The organism is Pseudomonas sp. R1-7, from assembly GCF_051132105.1.
In the GTDB taxonomy this organism is placed as follows: domain Bacteria; phylum Pseudomonadota; class Gammaproteobacteria; order Pseudomonadales; family Pseudomonadaceae; genus Aquipseudomonas.
On the sequence record NZ_CP071661.1, the window covers coordinates 4,645,485 to 4,660,000 of the forward strand.

The 14,516-nt window shown below is 58.9% G+C and carries 19 protein-coding genes; 3 read left to right on the forward strand and 16 right to left on the reverse strand.

Features of this window, described 5'->3' with window-relative positions; translation table 11 throughout:
* Positions 1 to 43: 43 nt before the first annotated feature.
* Positions 44 to 823 carry a ferredoxin-NADP reductase gene (gene fpr, locus J3P79_RS20765; RefSeq protein ID WP_003184787.1) on the reverse strand — a complete coding sequence of 260 codons (780 nt, stop codon included), beginning with the start codon at positions 821 to 823 and terminating at the stop codon, positions 44 to 46.
* Positions 824 to 945: 122 nt separating this feature from the next.
* Between fpr and J3P79_RS20770 the strand changes: the two genes are divergently transcribed.
* Positions 946 to 1,872, forward strand: a complete 927-nt coding sequence (locus tag J3P79_RS20770) for a LysR family transcriptional regulator (protein ID WP_039594356.1) — start codon at positions 946 to 948, stop codon at positions 1,870 to 1,872.
* Between the two features lie 3 nt (positions 1,873 to 1,875).
* Here the strand turns inward: J3P79_RS20770 and J3P79_RS20775 are convergent, their stop codons facing one another.
* The 3 genes from J3P79_RS20775 to J3P79_RS20785 all read right to left on the reverse strand — a co-directional run bounded on the left by J3P79_RS20775 (position 1,876) and on the right by J3P79_RS20785 (position 3,922).
* On the reverse strand, positions 1,876 to 2,238 hold the full coding sequence (locus J3P79_RS20775; RefSeq protein WP_434605437.1) for a diacylglycerol kinase: 363 nt from the start codon (positions 2,236 to 2,238) through the stop codon (positions 1,876 to 1,878).
* A 71-nt stretch (positions 2,239 to 2,309) separates the two neighbouring features.
* Entirely contained in the window at positions 2,310 to 2,963 is a 654-nt protein-coding gene (erdR, locus tag J3P79_RS20780) for a response regulator transcription factor ErdR (protein WP_434605438.1), read from the reverse strand.
* 215 nt (positions 2,964 to 3,178) lie between these two features.
* Positions 3,179 to 3,922, reverse strand: coding sequence for a tRNA-uridine aminocarboxypropyltransferase (locus tag J3P79_RS20785; RefSeq protein WP_434605439.1), 744 nt, complete (start codon positions 3,920 to 3,922; stop codon positions 3,179 to 3,181).
* Between the two features lie 183 nt (positions 3,923 to 4,105).
* On the opposite strand from J3P79_RS20785, the gene J3P79_RS20790 reads away from it, so the two are divergent.
* Positions 4,106 to 4,528: a quorum-sensing-regulated virulence factor family protein gene (locus tag J3P79_RS20790; protein WP_039594352.1), complete on the forward strand. Its 423-nt coding sequence runs from the start codon at positions 4,106 to 4,108 to the stop codon at positions 4,526 to 4,528.
* Here J3P79_RS20790 and J3P79_RS20795 read toward each other — a convergent pair whose 3' ends face one another.
* Entirely contained in the window at positions 4,529 to 4,723 is a 195-nt protein-coding gene (locus J3P79_RS20795; protein WP_039594351.1) for a hypothetical protein, read from the reverse strand. It lies immediately after the preceding gene.
* 504 nt (positions 4,724 to 5,227) lie between these two features.
* On the opposite strand from J3P79_RS20795, the gene J3P79_RS20800 reads away from it, so the two are divergent.
* On the forward strand, positions 5,228 to 6,346 hold the full coding sequence (locus J3P79_RS20800; RefSeq protein ID WP_434605440.1) for a TIGR00730 family Rossman fold protein: 1,119 nt from the start codon (positions 5,228 to 5,230) through the stop codon (positions 6,344 to 6,346).
* Between the two features lie 47 nt (positions 6,347 to 6,393).
* Here the strand turns inward: J3P79_RS20800 and recX are convergent, their stop codons facing one another.
* The 11 genes from recX to J3P79_RS20855 form a co-directional block, all read right to left on the reverse strand.
* Positions 6,394 to 6,861 carry a recombination regulator RecX gene (recX, locus tag J3P79_RS20805; protein WP_434605441.1) on the reverse strand — a complete coding sequence of 156 codons (468 nt, stop codon included), beginning with the start codon at positions 6,859 to 6,861 and terminating at the stop codon, positions 6,394 to 6,396.
* Positions 6,862 to 6,869: 8 nt separating this feature from the next.
* Positions 6,870 to 7,922 carry a recombinase RecA gene (gene recA / locus J3P79_RS20810; protein WP_003198351.1) on the reverse strand — a complete coding sequence of 351 codons (1,053 nt, stop codon included), beginning with the start codon at positions 7,920 to 7,922 and terminating at the stop codon, positions 6,870 to 6,872.
* An 83-nt stretch (positions 7,923 to 8,005) separates the two neighbouring features.
* On the reverse strand, positions 8,006 to 8,506 hold the full coding sequence (locus tag J3P79_RS20815; RefSeq protein ID WP_434605443.1) for a CinA family protein: 501 nt from the start codon (positions 8,504 to 8,506) through the stop codon (positions 8,006 to 8,008).
* Positions 8,507 to 8,577: 71 nt separating this feature from the next.
* Positions 8,578 to 9,114 carry a lysis protein gene (locus J3P79_RS20820; RefSeq protein ID WP_434605445.1) on the reverse strand — a complete coding sequence of 179 codons (537 nt, stop codon included), beginning with the start codon at positions 9,112 to 9,114 and terminating at the stop codon, positions 8,578 to 8,580.
* Complete coding sequence (locus tag J3P79_RS20825; protein WP_434605446.1) at positions 9,096 to 9,659, reverse strand: glycoside hydrolase family 19 protein; 564 nt, start codon at positions 9,657 to 9,659, stop codon at positions 9,096 to 9,098. The genes J3P79_RS20820 and J3P79_RS20825 overlap by 19 nt, the downstream gene beginning before the upstream one ends.
* Positions 9,660 to 9,683: 24 nt before the next feature.
* Positions 9,684 to 10,130 carry a phage tail assembly chaperone gene (locus J3P79_RS20830; protein ID WP_434605447.1) on the reverse strand — a complete coding sequence of 149 codons (447 nt, stop codon included), beginning with the start codon at positions 10,128 to 10,130 and terminating at the stop codon, positions 9,684 to 9,686.
* A complete protein-coding gene (locus J3P79_RS20835) occupies positions 10,131 to 11,027 on the reverse strand; it encodes a gp53-like domain-containing protein (protein WP_434605448.1) in 897 nt (298 codons plus the stop codon).
* A gap of 115 nt (positions 11,028 to 11,142) precedes the next feature.
* Positions 11,143 to 11,703, reverse strand: coding sequence for a tail fiber assembly protein (locus tag J3P79_RS20840; protein ID WP_434605449.1), 561 nt, complete (start codon positions 11,701 to 11,703; stop codon positions 11,143 to 11,145).
* Between the two features lie 7 nt (positions 11,704 to 11,710).
* A complete protein-coding gene (locus J3P79_RS20845; protein ID WP_434605450.1) occupies positions 11,711 to 12,811 on the reverse strand; it encodes a phage tail protein in 1,101 nt (366 codons plus the stop codon).
* 27 nt (positions 12,812 to 12,838) lie between these two features.
* Positions 12,839 to 13,348: a phage tail protein gene (locus J3P79_RS20850; RefSeq protein WP_434605451.1), complete on the reverse strand. Its 510-nt coding sequence runs from the start codon at positions 13,346 to 13,348 to the stop codon at positions 12,839 to 12,841.
* Positions 13,345 to 14,514 carry a phage tail protein gene (locus J3P79_RS20855; RefSeq protein WP_434605452.1) on the reverse strand — a complete coding sequence of 390 codons (1,170 nt, stop codon included), beginning with the start codon at positions 14,512 to 14,514 and terminating at the stop codon, positions 13,345 to 13,347. Before J3P79_RS20855 ends, J3P79_RS20850 begins: the two co-directional genes overlap by 4 nt.
* Between the last annotated feature and the right edge of the window lie 2 nt (positions 14,515 to 14,516).

Here is a 14,516-nt window from a genome sequence, read left to right on the forward strand (position 1 = left end):
GCTTTTTTATGGCGCAACGGGTGTCAGTCGCTCCAAATACAGCTTACTTTTCTACAAACGCCCGCTCGATCAGGTAATCACCCGGCTCGCGCATGCGCGGCGAAACGGTCAGGCCGAAGCTGTTGAGCACTTCGCTGGTCTCGTCGAGCATGCTTGGGCTGCCGCACAGCATGGCGCGGTCGTCCTGCGGGTTGATCGGTGGCAGGCCGATGTCGCGGAACAGCTTGCCGCTGCGCATCAGGTCGGTGAGGCGGCCTTCGTTCTCGAACGGCTCGCGGGTCACGGTCGGGTAGTAGATCAGCTTGTCACGCAGCGCTTCGCCGAAGAACTCGTTCTGTGGCAAGTGTTCGGTGATGAATTCGCGATAGGCGACTTCATTGACGTAACGCACGCCGTGGCACAGGATCACCTTTTCGAAGCGCTCATAGGTTTCCGGATCCTGGATGACGCTCATGAACGGCGCCAGGCCGGTACCGGTGCTGAGCAGGTACAAATGCTTGCCAGGCTTGAGGTCGTCCAGCACCAGCGTGCCGGTAGGCTTCTTGCTGATGATGATCTCGTCGCCTTCCTTCAGATGCTGCAACTGGGAAGTCAACGGACCGTCGGGAACCTTGATGCTGAAGAATTCGAGATGCTCTTCCCAGTTCGGGCTGGCAATCGAATAAGCGCGCATAAGCGGGCGGCCGTTGGGCTGTTGCAGGCCGATCATCACGAACTGACCGTTCTCGAAGCGCAGGCCCGGATCGCGGGTGCACTTGAAGCTGAACAGAGTGTCGTTCCAGTGATGAACACTGAGGACACGCTCGTGGTTCATGTTGCTCATGTACGGGGGACTCCTGGAAATGATGCCTGCGCCGGTAATCTGCGCAATTGCATCGCATTCTAATGGCGGCGACAATATCTGTTAAATGGATTATTAAGATAAGGGTTATCGGTTATATCGATATGCGATTTACTCTACGTCAACTTCAAGTCTTCGTCGCCGTCGCCCAGCAGGAAAGCGTGTCCCGTGCCGCGGGCCTGCTCAATCTGTCGCAGTCGGCCGCCAGCACCTCCATCACCGAATTGGAGCGCCAATCCAGCTGCCAACTGTTCGACCGCGCCGGCAAGCGCCTGAGTCTCAACGCCCTGGGCAAGCAGCTGCTACCACAAGCGGTGGCGCTCCTGGACCAGGCCAAGGAGATCGAAGACTTGCTCAACGGCAAGTCCGGCTTCGGTTCGCTGGCGGTTGGCGCCACGCTGACCATTGGCAATTACCTGGCGACCCTGCTGATCGGCGGCTTCATGCAACGTCATCCTGAAAGCCAGGTGAAGCTGCACGTACAAAACACTGCCAATATCGTGCACCAGGTTGCCCATTATGAAATTGATCTGGGTCTAATCGAAGGCGATTGCAGCCATCCAGACATCGAGGTACAGAGCTGGGTCGAAGACGAGTTGGTGGTGTTCTGCGCGCCCCAGCATCCATTGGCCAAGCGTGGACAGGCGACCATGGAGGAGTTGACCCACGAGGCCTGGATCCTCCGTGAACAGGGCTCCGGTACGCGACTGACCTTCGACCAAGCCATGCGCCACCACCGCAGCGCGCTGAACATTCGCCTGGAGCTGGAACACACCGAAGCGATCAAGCGCGCCGTGGAATCAGGCCTGGGGATTGGCTGCATCTCGCGCCTGGCCTTGCGTGACGCTTTCCGCCGCGGCAGCCTCGTGGCCGTGGAAACCCCGGACATGGACCTGGCGCGGCAGTTCTACTTCATCTGGCACAAACAGAAATACCAGACCTCGGCCATGCGTGAATTTCTCGATCTCTGCCGGGCATTCACCGCGGGGGTCCAGCGCAGCGACGAGATCGTCCTGCCTGCCATCGCCTGAAATTCAGAGCAGTACCAAACCCCAGACCAAGGCAATCATCGTCAGGGCGACGAACTGGGCGGCGCTGCCCATGTCCTTGGCGTTCTTCGACAACGGGTGCCGCTCGAGGGAAATGCGGTCGATGGCCGCCTCCACCGCCGAGTTGAGCAACTCCACGATCAAGGCCAGCAGGCACACCGCGATCAACAGCGCCTGCTCGACGCGACTGACATTCAGGAAAAACGACAAAGGGATCAGGATAACGTTGAGCAGGACCAACTGACGGAACGCCGCCTCGCCGACAAAAGCTGCACGCAGCCCGTCCAGGGAATAGCCGGAGGCATTGAGGATGCGTTTCAGGCCGGTTTGGCCTTTGAAAGGTGACATAGAGTGGGCAACTGATCGAAAGGAGTGAAGAAGCTACTGTAAACGCAGTCAAAAAAGCGTGAATTCAGGCGCTATGATTGGGGCGATATTGACTCAAGTTGTTGCAACAACAAGGCGGCCTGGGTCCGGGTGCGCACGTTCAATTTCCGAAAGATCGCCGTCACGTGAGCCTTGATGGTCGCCTCCGACACATTCAGTTCATATGCGATCTGCTTGTTCAACAGTCCCTCGCACACCATGGTCAGCACCCTGAACTGCTGCGGCGTCAGGCTGGCCAGGCCTTCGCTGGCGGCCTTGGCTTCCTCGGACACGCTCACCGCTTCGAACGCCTGCGGCGGCCAGGAAACATCGCCATCGAGGACGGCCTTCACTGCCTGTTGAATCATTTCGAGGGAGCTGGATTTGGGGATGAACCCGCTGGCACCGAATTCGCGGGCCTTGACCATCACCGAGGCCTCTTCTTGGGCCGAGACCATCACCACTGGAATCTGCGGGTACTGTCCACGCAACAGCACCAGCCCTGAAAACCCATACGCGCCGGGCATGTTCAGATCGAGCAGAACCAGGTCCCAATCGGCCTTTTCCGCCAACCGGGCTTCCAATTCCGCGATGCTGGCCACCTCCGTCAACCGGACATCTGAACCAAGGCCCAGGGTCACCGCCTGATGCAACGCACTGCGAAAAAGCGGATGGTCATCGGCAATCAGGATTTCGTATGTGGCCATTTTTCAAATGATCCTGTTTTTAAGGCAGGCCCGATGCATTCGCGCCTCGCCATATAACTCAAGATACCGCCATTCAGCGCTATCCACAGGGGCACGTTCAACGCCAATCACAGCGTCTTAAACTCCAGCCCGCACCCTGGTCGGCGCCAAGCATGCCCAGCGAAGCCGGGGTGGTCAAGCAGCACGGCCACCGCTGTATCCAGTATGGGCCACTATTAGGCCAACACCTTTTGAGCCGAGCGGACAAAGGGCAGTAATTCGGCATGGGCTGGCGTCGACACATCCACCTCCTGCTGGCGCTTGGCGCCCAGGTAATGCTGGCTGAACACATCGAAATAGGCGTCCAGCGCCGACGCCGCGTCGCTATCCCCCGCCAATTCCAGGCACAGCGCCGCAACCTCAGCGGTGCACAGATGCTCACTGCGGGTCGAGCGCCGCAAGCGATAGCGAGACAGCTTGTCGGGCAGCAGGCTCAAGATGGGCAACCGATCAAAATAGGGACTCTTGCGGAACATCTTCCGCGCTTCGGTCCAAGTGGCATCCAGCAGGATGAACAAGGGACGCTTGCCCTGGGCGAGGTCAACCGTGTGCGTAACCCGCGACGGCTCGACATATTCCCCGGGGAACACCAGGTACGGTTGCCATTGCGGGTCATTCAACAACGCCAGCAGTTGCTCATCGACGTCGGTACGCGACCAGATGAAGGCATGGTTCTCCCGCACTACATCGGCAATCAGCCAACCCGTGTTGCTCGGCTTGAAGACTTCTTTATTGGTCATGATCAGGCAAACGCCGGAGCGAGTCTCGACACTCGGGCGCCAGGCGCACAGGCAATGACTTTCGATCACCCGACACGCGCCGCAACGGGGAGCGCGCCACCCTCGGGCCTGGAGCGGCTTGATGCCTTCATCGACGCGCTGGTCGCGCAAACGGGCTACGGCGTTGGAAACAAGGCTCATCGCGGGCAACACCCACAGACAGGAAAACTCGACACGAACAACACTCGGCAGGGCAAAGAAGGCCGGCAGTCTACCAGAGCGGGTAAACCTGTACCCTCCAACCCGGCTTCCCTATAATCGCCGCCACTGAACGCACAGTCACGTGACCGGTCGAACCACCAGTTACTGAACCAGGAGAGTTTCATGCTGCGCCTTATCGTTCCAACCGTTGCCGTTCTGCTGGCGACGTCCATCAGCGCTCAGGCTGCCTCGCTGAAAGAACTCGAGCTGAACAAGATGCTGCAGAACGTTGCTAAGGAAAGCAGCGTAGGCACGCCGCGGGCGATCAACGAAGATATTCTCGACCAGGGTTACACCGTCGAAGGCACCGAACTGATCAACCATCTCAGCGTGCAAAGCAGCCATGCCCAGAAAATGCGCGCGGATCCGAAGGCGGTCTATTTCCAGCTGGGCTCCACAGTGTGCACCAACCCGGGTTTCCGCAAGTTGATGGCCAAAGGCGCGACCATGCGCTACGAGTTCACCGAAGTGAAGACCAACCGCCCGGTGGCCACCGAACGCTTCCAGGAATCGGATTGCCCGAAACCGGCCAAGACCAAGAAATAATCACCCCGTGCGTGCGCGCCGCTGCTCTTCGTCGGCGCGCAGTTCCGCCACCAGCGCCTGCAAATAGCGTGAGCGCCATTCCCGGCCTTCCAGCCGACGGCAACATTCCTCTTCCAGGCTGACCCGATTGGCTTGAGCCGCTTCCAACAGCATCAGGTACAACTGCCCGTCGAGTTCCAGCGTTACCCTGGTCATCTCTCCTGCCTCCCTGCCCAACAATGCTTCATTTCATCGCGCGGACGCCCAGCCCTGGACGTCGAATTGCGTTGGCACGCCTGTTATTGAGTAAATCAGAGCGGTACGCACCCCGTCGGCGACCTGACGAGCGGTACGGTATCCGACATCAGCGCTGAACCCATCGCGAGCGACCGCTGACGGCAGGATTACAGTGAAAGTTGCAAACCTTCACATTCGAGCGCCATGATCTGGACTGCGAAGATCAACGCGAAAGGCTAGATTAAAGGTATCGTTTTTCTACTGGGCAGAAAGAGGCTGCCCTCTCCAATACGCGACGTGTAACTGTTTTTCATCCAAGGGAAACAGCAGGACCCGTTGGATGGCTTGGCCGCCTTGCAGCAAATTGCGTCGAGCCAGGTTAATGCCCGGGCACGCGCCCGGACTGACAACGGCACAGGACGTGTCGTGGCCCTGACGAATCTCTCGTTGGAGCCGGGGGTTCTGTTCAGAAGGAGAAGCTGAATGCCGTACAAACCGAATGACCTGCTCAGCCGTCATTTTGAGAACCATGGCCACGACCTCACCCGCAAGGTCGAAGAGCAACTCAACCTGGTGTCACCCAACAGCCCCAACCTCCCTATCTACCGCGACATGATCCTGACCGTGCTGCGCATGGCCCAGGAAGATCACAATCGCTGGAATGCCAAGATCACGCTCCAGGCCCTGCGGGAACTGGAACACGCCTTTCGCACGCTGGAACAATTCAAGGGTCGCCGCAAGGTCACGGTCTTTGGCTCGGCCCGAACGCCCATCGAGCATCCGTTGTATGGTCTGGCACGCGAACTGGGCGCGGCGCTGGCTCGTTCGGACATGATGGTGATCACTGGCGCGGGCGGCGGCATCATGGCTGCGGCCCATGAAGGCGCTGGCCGGGAACATAGCCTGGGATTCAACATCACCCTGCCCTTCGAACAGCATGCGAACCCGACCGTCGAGGGCACGCAGAACCTGCTGCCGTTCCACTTCTTCTTCACTCGCAAGCTATTCTTCGTCAAGGAAGCCGATGCCTTGGTGCTCTGCCCGGGTGGTTTCGGAACCCTTGACGAAGCATTGGAGGTCCTGACGCTGGTGCAGACGGGCAAAAGCCCATTGGTGCCGGTGGTGCTATTGGACGTGCCCGGAGGCAAGTTCTGGCAAGGCGCGCTGGATTTCATCCGCGAACAGTTGGAGGAGAACCGCTACATCCTGCCGACCGACATGAAGTTGATGCGCCTGGTGTACAGCGCTGAGGACGCCGTGGAGGAAATCAACCAGTTCTACCGCAACTTCCATTCCAGTCGCTGGCTCAAACATCAGTTCGTGATTCGAATGAATCATCAACTCAGCGAACAGGCGCTACAGCAGATGCAGGTCCAATTTGCTGACCTCTGCCTGAATGACTGCTTCCATCAACATGCCTACAGCGGCGAGGAGCCGGAAGAAGTGCCTTTCAGCCATCTGACGCGATTGGCATTTACGTTCAATGCCCGAGACCATGGCCGTCTAAGGGAGTTGGTCGACTATATCAACCTCCCGGACAACTGGGCGCAACCCGCCACCAAGGCCCACCCCCTTACTTGGGAGCCGATCAAGGTGACATGAGCCCATAAAAAAAGGCCCGCTATTGAAATAGCGGGCCGTTTTTTTGGCTAGTCGTCCAAGCTGCGACCACTGAACAAGCGATTGATCATTTCCATGGAGTAGCCTCGATACACCAGGAAACGGCCTTGCTTGGCTCGCTCCCGCGCGTCGATAGGCAGATGCCCCGAGAACTTGCGGCGCCACGTGTCGGTTAACTGTTCCTGCCAATCGATACCGCTTTCGCGCAAGGCAAGCTCGATGTCCGCTCTCTGCAAGCCACGCTGGCCAAGTTCCTCGCGAATCCGCATCGGACCATAGCCGGAGCGGGCGCGATAAGAAACAAAGCTCTCGAGGTATCGCGCTTCCGACAAAAGCCCCTCTTCCGTCAAACGGTCAAGGGCGGTGTCGATCAACTCATCAGGAGCGCCGCGCTGACGCAGCTTACGCGTCAGCTCGACTCGACCGTGCTCGCGCCTGGCGAGCAGGTCCATTGCGGTTCGCCGCACCGCGACGAGGGTATCGAGTACGGCGGTCATCGGATCGATCAGATGTCGGCGTCAGCCAGGTCGTCAGCCGTCTCGCGATTAGCCACGGACTTGACGTCTGCAACCGGGCTCAACAGTTTGTCCCGCAGTTGCTTCTCGAGGGCAGCCGCAACTTCTGGATTGTCCGCCAGGAACTTGGCCGAGTTGGCCTTGCCCTGACCGATCTTGGTACCGTTGTAGGCATACCAGGCGCCGGACTTCTCGACGAAACCGTGCAGCACACCCAGGTCGATCATCTCGCCGTTGAGGTAGATGCCCTTGCCGTACAGGATCTGGAATTCAGCCTGACGGAACGGCGATGCCACCTTGTTCTTCACGACCTTGACGCGGGTTTCGCTGCCGACAACCTCATCACCTTCTTTCACCGCGCCAGTGCGGCGGATGTCGAGGCGAACCGAGGCGTAGAACTTCAACGCGTTACCACCGGTGGTGGTTTCAGGGCTGCCGAACATCACGCCGATTTTCATGCGGATCTGGTTGATGAAGATAACCAGGCAGTTGGCATTCTTGATGTTACCGGTGATCTTGCGCAGGGCCTGGGACATCAGGCGAGCCTGGAGGCCCACGTGCATGTCGCCCATTTCACCTTCGATTTCAGCCTTCGGCACCAATGCCGCCACGGAGTCGACGATGATCACGTCAACCGCGTTGGAACGCACCAGCATGTCGGTGATTTCCAGGGCCTGCTCGCCGGTGTCCGGCTGGGAAACCAGCAGGTCGTCGACGTTGACGCCCAGCTTGCCGGCGTATTCCGGGTCCAGGGCGTGTTCAGCGTCGACGAAGGCGCAGGTCGCGCCGGCTTTTTGGGCCTGGGCGATCACGGACAGGGTCAGCGTGGTTTTACCGGAGGATTCAGGACCGTAGATTTCAACAATACGACCTTTTGGCAAGCCGCCGATGCCAAGCGCGATGTCCAGGCCCAGGGAGCCGGTGGAGATGGAAGGAATAGCCTGGCGGTCCTGATCGCCCATACGCATTACGGCACCCTTGCCGAATTGACGTTCGATCTGACCCAAGGCCGCAGCCAAGGCTTTCTTCTTGTTGTCGTCCATTAAAGTCCTCACGTAATCAATAAGGCCTGACGGCCAACACCTGTATAAGTAGCCAGTATTATTCCACAGCGATCGGGGATCGCCTACCCCTGATTTGAGATTTCTGCGGCGGCATGTTGTAACAGCCCGTCTAGCGCGGCCTTCACCGTTTGTCGCCGGACCTCGTCGCGGTTGCCCGGAAAGAATTTCCGCTCGCTGTACACCGCCTCGCCAACGCCCCAGGCGAGCCACACGGTGCCCACCGGCTTGCTCGGCGAGCCCCCGTCCGGCCCGGCCACGCCGCTGACCGCCACGGCAAAGCGCGCCAGGCTTTGCCGCTGGGCGCCCCGCACCATGGCCTCCACCACCTCGCGACTGACCGCGCCGACTTTTTCGAACAATTCGTCGGGCACACCCAACTGCTGGGTTTTCTGGCGATTGGAATACGTGACGTAACCGGCCTCGAACCAGGCCGAGCTCCCAGGAATCCGCGTGATGGCCTCGGCGATGCCGCCGCCGGTACAGGATTCGGCGGTGGTAACGTGGGCGTTGAGCACCTGCAAGCGCCTGCCCAGTTCAGCGGCCAGTTCGGTAATGTCATCCATGATGCGCTCCTGATTCGACACGAATGGGGCCTACCGTACACGAGCATTCGAAGCATGCAAGGCCAGGCGGATCACTGGCGTAACGCCCGGACGTAGGCCTGGCAGGCCTGCAAGGCGATCAATCCGCGGTCGCCCTCGTCGGTGATGGCGATAATTCGTTGAGCATGCGCCGGGTCAAGTCGGGCTCGTGGGGCGCCATGATCCACGCCGCCGGTGCGGGGGGCGGCAGGCACTGCACAACCGGCGGCAACATCGTCGGCGTCGAGGAGGACTGACAGCCGGACATCGGCAGTAGCAAGGCGATCGCGCAGGCGATCCTGGTCACGTTGGGCATCGCTCAGGGCTCGGTAGTGGGTTTGTTCGCTGCTGGAGAGTTGTTCTTCCAGGGCCAGGCGTTTGTCCTGCTCGGCCTTTTGCTGCATCGCGGCCGCCTGGGTGATTTGGTCCAGGGTTTCGGACTGGGCCTGTGCGAGCCGGGCCAGTTGCTGAGCGTAACGCCAGTCCTGGACCCGCCACGCAAGCAGCGCCGGAACGCCAGCCAGCAGCGCGAGCAACACAACAACGCCCACGGCACGTGACGAAAAAGACATCAGGCCGAAGGTTGGCATAACACCGCCCTCGCCCGCGCCCAGAGTTGCAGGCGATCCTCCAAGCCGTTCAAGCCGCCGTTGATACGGCGGGTGATGCTGTTGAACTGGTCACGGTCGGCCAGTTCGTTCAAGCCGTTCTGCTCCCAGAACCAGGCGGCGGATTCGGTGGCCCATTGCGGTTGTTCCAAAAGTTCGGGCAACACCAGCAAGCGTTCATCACCGAACAACCCCTGACTGCAACGCAGGTAATTATCGCGCCCGGTAATCTGGATCAATCCCCGACCGCGATACCGCTGGCCGTCACCGTCGGCCTCGGGCGAGTTGCCCAGGCGAACGGCCAAGGTTCCGGTGTCGTATTTGCTCAGGTATTGCTCACCGCCCAGCTCGCGCACATAGCGCAATTGCCCGGACTCATGACCAACCTGGGCCAGGAATGCGGCCATGCGCTTGAGTGTGTCGATGCGATGGCGCGACATGGCGGTGTTCAACGCAGGAACAAAAACGCCCGCTTGGGCGCGGGCGTTGGGCATGATGTTGATGAGTTGCTGTTGGGTAAGGTCCATGTTCAGGTCATCGCAGGTACATGATCAAAGCTGTCCGGCCAGCCAGGACGGCGCGACCGGACGATATTCAATGGTTGGAAAATGCTCATTCTGGGGCCAGTCCCTCAGCGCCCGGCGATAAGCCTGGAGCTGCGTGTACTGCGTCTGATCCAGCGTCGTACCGCCACCGTCGTCCATTTCGTCGCGATCCCTTGCGATGAGGCGGTCGGTTGCGGTGAGCTGGGCGTTACGCCACGCATATTCATTTTCCGAAGCCTGGGCCCGTGTCAGAGCGGGTGGATCAACGAGAACGGGATAACCATTGTCGGGGTTGGCCGAAACACGCTTGGGCGAGATGGCGAGTTGCTGAAGCAGCGACAGCCAGTAGGCCCGAGGGATTTCGATGACATCGTCGGGAATATCGGAAACATTGATCCCCGGAACATACGCTCCGCAAGTGCTTGGACTGAACAACAAAGTGAATTCATTCATTCAATAACCCTTCGCAAAATAGGTAACGCCCCATCCCGCAGCGACGTGCCCAGAATAGTCTCGGACTTTCAGGCGCACGCCTTGGCGGGTGGCGGTTCCACCTACCATAATCACCATGGCTCCATCACCACCTACATGGTTCGCCACAACCGAAACAAAAGCATTGGGGAATGAGATCGGGAACGTAACGAACACTTCTCCGTTGGCGTCGGTTGTACCGTAACCCCACTGATCGATGTTTCCGCTCGCGTATTTCTGATAACCCGGATTGCCCAACTGGCCTGAAAACAATGAGGTATATTTCAGAAGAACGGTGCCGCCTATCAACCGCCATTGATTGTCCAGCTTGACGAATTCTGCCGTTTCACCACGGCCCAACTCGATGGGGCCGAGCGCTGAGGACGAGGGCCCTAGCGTATCGGTAGGCGAGGCTGCCAATACGTTCACAACGGCCCCTACGTTAATCAATGTAAGTGTCGCCCCATGCAGGACTCCCGCTGTACCGGGCAGCGTGACGTTGATTGTTGTAGTGCCGGCAAAACTGACCGCTCCGCCAACATGGGCTTGTGTCAACGCCGTGCTGGTTGCGTATACGGAAAAGCCGGAATATTGAACACCGCTGCGCTTTACAAACTCTGTGGTGGCCACGGATCTGTCGTTATCAAACTGAGGAGCAGTGGTGAATAATCCGCTGCTACGCAAAGCCGTCAACAACTGGTTATTCAGTTGTTCCGACGGCGCTATTCCTGCGGCTTGAATGACACTTAGCAATTCTTGCGTCACACCATTGCCCCAACTGGCGGGAATCAAGGAGCCTGGCGTACCCGCCAAGGGATCCTCATCCACGAACCTGCCGTTAGACAAACCCGCACTGGGTATACTTTTTGGGTAATCCAACTTTTTTCTCCAGATTGGCCAGCGGCGAAACGAAGGCGATGTGAAGCCTCGCCTGTTGATTCATTCAGCAGCGGCACGGGAATTTAGATTTTTAGGATGGGCTGCCGTGGCTTGATTAAGCAGCAGACTCAGGCATGACCGGCCAGTTGATATCGGTTGGGAAACCGGCTTGGTGCTGGATACGATTCAACTCGACGCTGTAGAGCTTCCACTCCATCAGTTCCAGTTGCTCCTGATCGCTGGCATCGCCGATGTCTTCGGCGTATTGAAACGGAGCAACTTTCTGAACGGCCTCACGCAGCAACTTGTCTCGTTTTGCTAAGGCTTCGCGCTTGAGGTCAGCCAGTTGAAACGTCTCATCAAATATCCAGCCGTTATCGCGCCAGACATAATAGTTTCCCGGGTAGAGTTCGCTCGTATAAGTCCCCGGCAGATCTCCAAATTCAGTCCATTGCAGTGGAGCACCGTTGTCCTTGCGATATACCGTACCGCGCCAGTCCACCATCTCTCTCGGAACGCCATTCACCATGACCCATGAATGATGTTCTTGGGCGGGAGGTAGTTCGAAGGAAAGTTGAATGCCATTACCGGGGATTTGAACGCCCATCCCGGGGGTCACGAAAAGGTCTACCGGCCCCGATAGGACACCGGTGTCGTCAAACAGGTAGATAAACATAGTCACCTCAGATCAGCTTGATTCGGGCGGGATAGGCGATATTCCTGGGGCGGGTTTCAGTGCTGAAACTCCCGATATTGCCGACAATCTCTGGACTGGAAAAGAACAGTGGATTGGGATAAGTCGTACCGACTACCCCTGTTGCAGGAGCAGCATTGACATCGCGGGTGACGTCCCAAGACGCGTCGGCGATAGCAGGACCAGGGCGATTGGCACTACCCGAGCTGGTGGGCAAATAATGATTGTGGCTTTCAAGGGCATACATCTGCCTGCTGCCCGCGGAACGGTCGATATCCACGCCTCGGGCTTCGTCCAAAACGCGCAAGAACTCGCCGCGAATATCCGGAATCCGAAACGTTGTAGCCCCATCACCGCTCGTCCACGCGCCTTCATTTCCCGCCCTGCTGGCTTCGTTCACTAACGCACCGGACAGTTGCGCGTGATCCCACAACCACGGCCATTCGCTACGCGCCAACAGGTTTCCGTTGAGCACCGCATACCCACCAGGTATGACTTGGCGTGTGCTCTCGAAAGAAACGCGCCCAAGCGCCGTCGCATCAAACCGGCCCACCGGCCACCAGACTCCGGTTTCATCACTGCGCAGATGCCACCAGTCGCCACTCCCCATCAACACCAGGAAGGGATAGCCGCTGGCCGCCAGGTGGGTATGAAATCGGATCCGGTCGGTACCGGAAGCGCGCACGGTCAGGCGGTTACCACTGTTATCCACCCGGCGCACGATTACATCACGCACACCGAGCGTTGCATTAGCGGCGGGTAGGGTTACGGTGCTCGCACCCGCGGCGGCATCGATCAGCACCAGCCCCAACTCGTCGGCGGCCAATGTCTTTGAAGCGGTAAGCCGAGTGACGACGGAACGCATCGGACTATTGCGCCCGAGGATGGTTTGCAGCGCCTTGATCAACTGGCCGTTGTCCGCTTCGGACGGCGTCATGCCGGCCGAGAAGATCACGCCCAGGATTTCCTGGGTGACACTGTTCCCCCATACCGCTGGAATCAGAGACCCGGGTGTGCCCGCCAGCGGATTTTCATCCACGAACCGACCGTTCACCAGCCCGACGCTGGGAACACTTTTGGGATAATCCATGTTTATTTTCTCTCTATGAGACAGGGCTCAAGCCTGAAGAGGTAGCGCTTGGAGGGTCGCGATCACATCATCAGCGACTTGGGCCGCAAGATCGGCCTTGCCCTTGGCCATGTGCGCACGAATCTGTGCCTTGGCCTTGAGGCGCAACTCGCGAAGCGCCACCAGGTTCGCTTCGAATTCGGCGGCCTTGGCGAGGATCTGATCCGCTGCCTGCCTGGCTGTGCGGCCCTTGACGACCCAAGCGAAAACCGACAACGGCACCGCTTTTTTCGGGTAGCCCTGGTCCTTGAATGCCTGCGCCTCGAGGGCGGCTTGTTGATACTCCAGGGCACGTAGCGGATCACCGGCCAACGTGCGACGAGCGCTGTCGGCAGCGGCATCGACCCTGGTGCACAGGCGTTCGGCTTCCTGGCGCAACTGCTCGGCAGCATTCTCTTCGGTCAGCACCCAGGTATCGTCCACCCAGATATGAGCGGCGGAAGGTGCAGGCGGACGAAGTCCCTCTTCGTACTGGTGCAGCTCTTGAATGACTTTCATCGGATCAGCTCCCAGGACAGGTGGACATTGACTGCGTTGGTAAAATTGATGCCGATGCCGAGGCTGTAATCGGTTAACGCCTGGTGCTCTTTGATTCCCATGCTCAATAGCAATTCGTCGCTCTCGGCATTGGTTGCGCCCAGTGTGTGCTCGGCCTGGTATGACTGCCAAAGCGAACGCAGTTGCGTATGGTCAAAACTGGCCGTGACCGTGGAAACTGTCACATCGTTGACAACGTTACTGGAGAACAAAATGCACGTTCCCAATATCGCAGCTTCGGGATTTGCCCATCCCACTGCATTGTTGGAAGGAGTTGTCGCAGCGGGCGTGAGGCACGTGTAGTTGCCTCCAATCCACCCGGTTTTAACAAAAATTAGCGAGGTCACAGTGTTCGAAACAGGCGTCGGATTACCCGCCACAAGCCGTGCCGCACGCGCATGTGGATCAAGCGGCAGATACACCACACCAGTGCCGTTAACCGTTTGGGTCCAGTTCAACCGCGCACGGTTATAGATCGTACGAATCGTCGGCAACGAGCCCGGCGCCCCGGTCATCACCCAGGCCAGGCACATATCCAGCGGCGTGGACGCAAACCCGCCACCGGACGCACCGTTGACAGTGCCCTTCATGGACTCCGGTGCCGGGTCATACAGACTTCCACGCTGCATATAGAACGTCAGCGCATCACCGATCACCTGCGCCCTCAGAAAATAGCTGGCGCTGGGCAACAAATCGGCGCTGCTCCAGGCCGTCGTCACGAACGTTCGTGATCGGCCCAAGCGCCCGCTCACCACCTCTTGCCCGATGCTGATGTACACGCCCGCCGGAATCGAGACACGCCCGCCACTGGTCGACAGCGCCATTGGAGTGACCGCCAAACGGGCATCGGCGGTGGCAATCGTTGGCAGCTGCAACGCTGCGATCGGCAGCGCCAGATCCTGGTTCCAGCCCTTGGCGGTCACCGACTGGATCGCCGCGAGCAACTGATCATTCTTGGTTTCATCCGGCGTCAGATCTCCCGCCTTGATGACGTTCACGATCTCCTGCGTCACTCCATTTCCCCAATTCGCCGGAATCAGCGACCCCGGCGTCCCGGTCAACGGGTTCTCATCGACGAACTTCCCATTCACCAACCCGGCGCTGGGCACACTTTTTGGATAATCCATCC

What these genes read in the sequence shown, in the direction of transcription:
- J3P79_RS20840 (WP_434605449.1), bottom strand. Translation starts at nt 11,703, where the DNA reads ATGTTTATCTACCTGTTTGACGACACCGGTGTCCTATCGGGGCCGGTA.
- J3P79_RS20830 (WP_434605447.1), bottom strand. Translation starts at nt 10,130, where the DNA reads ATGAATGAATTCACTTTGTTGTTCAGTCCAAGCACTTGCGGAGCGTAT.
- fpr (WP_003184787.1), bottom strand. Translation starts at nt 823, where the DNA reads ATGAGCAACATGAACCACGAGCGTGTCCTCAGTGTTCATCACTGGAAC.
- J3P79_RS20845 (WP_434605450.1), bottom strand. Translation starts at nt 12,811, where the DNA reads ATGGATTATCCCAAAAGTGTTCCCAGCGTCGGGCTGGTGAACGGTCGG.
- J3P79_RS20850 (WP_434605451.1), bottom strand. Translation starts at nt 13,348, where the DNA reads ATGAAAGTCATTCAAGAGCTGCACCAGTACGAAGAGGGACTTCGTCCG.
- J3P79_RS20815 (WP_434605443.1), bottom strand. Translation starts at nt 8,506, where the DNA reads ATGGATGACATTACCGAACTGGCCGCTGAACTGGGCAGGCGCTTGCAG.
- J3P79_RS20775 (WP_434605437.1), bottom strand. Translation starts at nt 2,238, where the DNA reads ATGTCACCTTTCAAAGGCCAAACCGGCCTGAAACGCATCCTCAATGCC.
- erdR (WP_434605438.1), bottom strand. Translation starts at nt 2,963, where the DNA reads ATGGCCACATACGAAATCCTGATTGCCGATGACCATCCGCTTTTTCGC.
- J3P79_RS20820 (WP_434605445.1), bottom strand. Translation starts at nt 9,114, where the DNA reads ATGCCAACCTTCGGCCTGATGTCTTTTTCGTCACGTGCCGTGGGCGTT.
- J3P79_RS20855 (WP_434605452.1), bottom strand. Translation starts at nt 14,514, where the DNA reads ATGGATTATCCAAAAAGTGTGCCCAGCGCCGGGTTGGTGAATGGGAAG.
- J3P79_RS20800 (WP_434605440.1), top strand. Translation starts at nt 5,228, where the DNA reads ATGCCGTACAAACCGAATGACCTGCTCAGCCGTCATTTTGAGAACCAT.
- recX (WP_434605441.1), bottom strand. Translation starts at nt 6,861, where the DNA reads ATGACCGCCGTACTCGATACCCTCGTCGCGGTGCGGCGAACCGCAATG.
- J3P79_RS20825 (WP_434605446.1), bottom strand. Translation starts at nt 9,659, where the DNA reads ATGGACCTTACCCAACAGCAACTCATCAACATCATGCCCAACGCCCGC.
- J3P79_RS20790 (WP_039594352.1), top strand. Translation starts at nt 4,106, where the DNA reads ATGCTGCGCCTTATCGTTCCAACCGTTGCCGTTCTGCTGGCGACGTCC.
- recA (WP_003198351.1), bottom strand. Translation starts at nt 7,922, where the DNA reads ATGGACGACAACAAGAAGAAAGCCTTGGCTGCGGCCTTGGGTCAGATC.
- J3P79_RS20785 (WP_434605439.1), bottom strand. Translation starts at nt 3,922, where the DNA reads ATGAGCCTTGTTTCCAACGCCGTAGCCCGTTTGCGCGACCAGCGCGTC.
- J3P79_RS20795 (WP_039594351.1), bottom strand. Translation starts at nt 4,723, where the DNA reads ATGACCAGGGTAACGCTGGAACTCGACGGGCAGTTGTACCTGATGCTG.
- J3P79_RS20770 (WP_039594356.1), top strand. Translation starts at nt 946, where the DNA reads ATGCGATTTACTCTACGTCAACTTCAAGTCTTCGTCGCCGTCGCCCAG.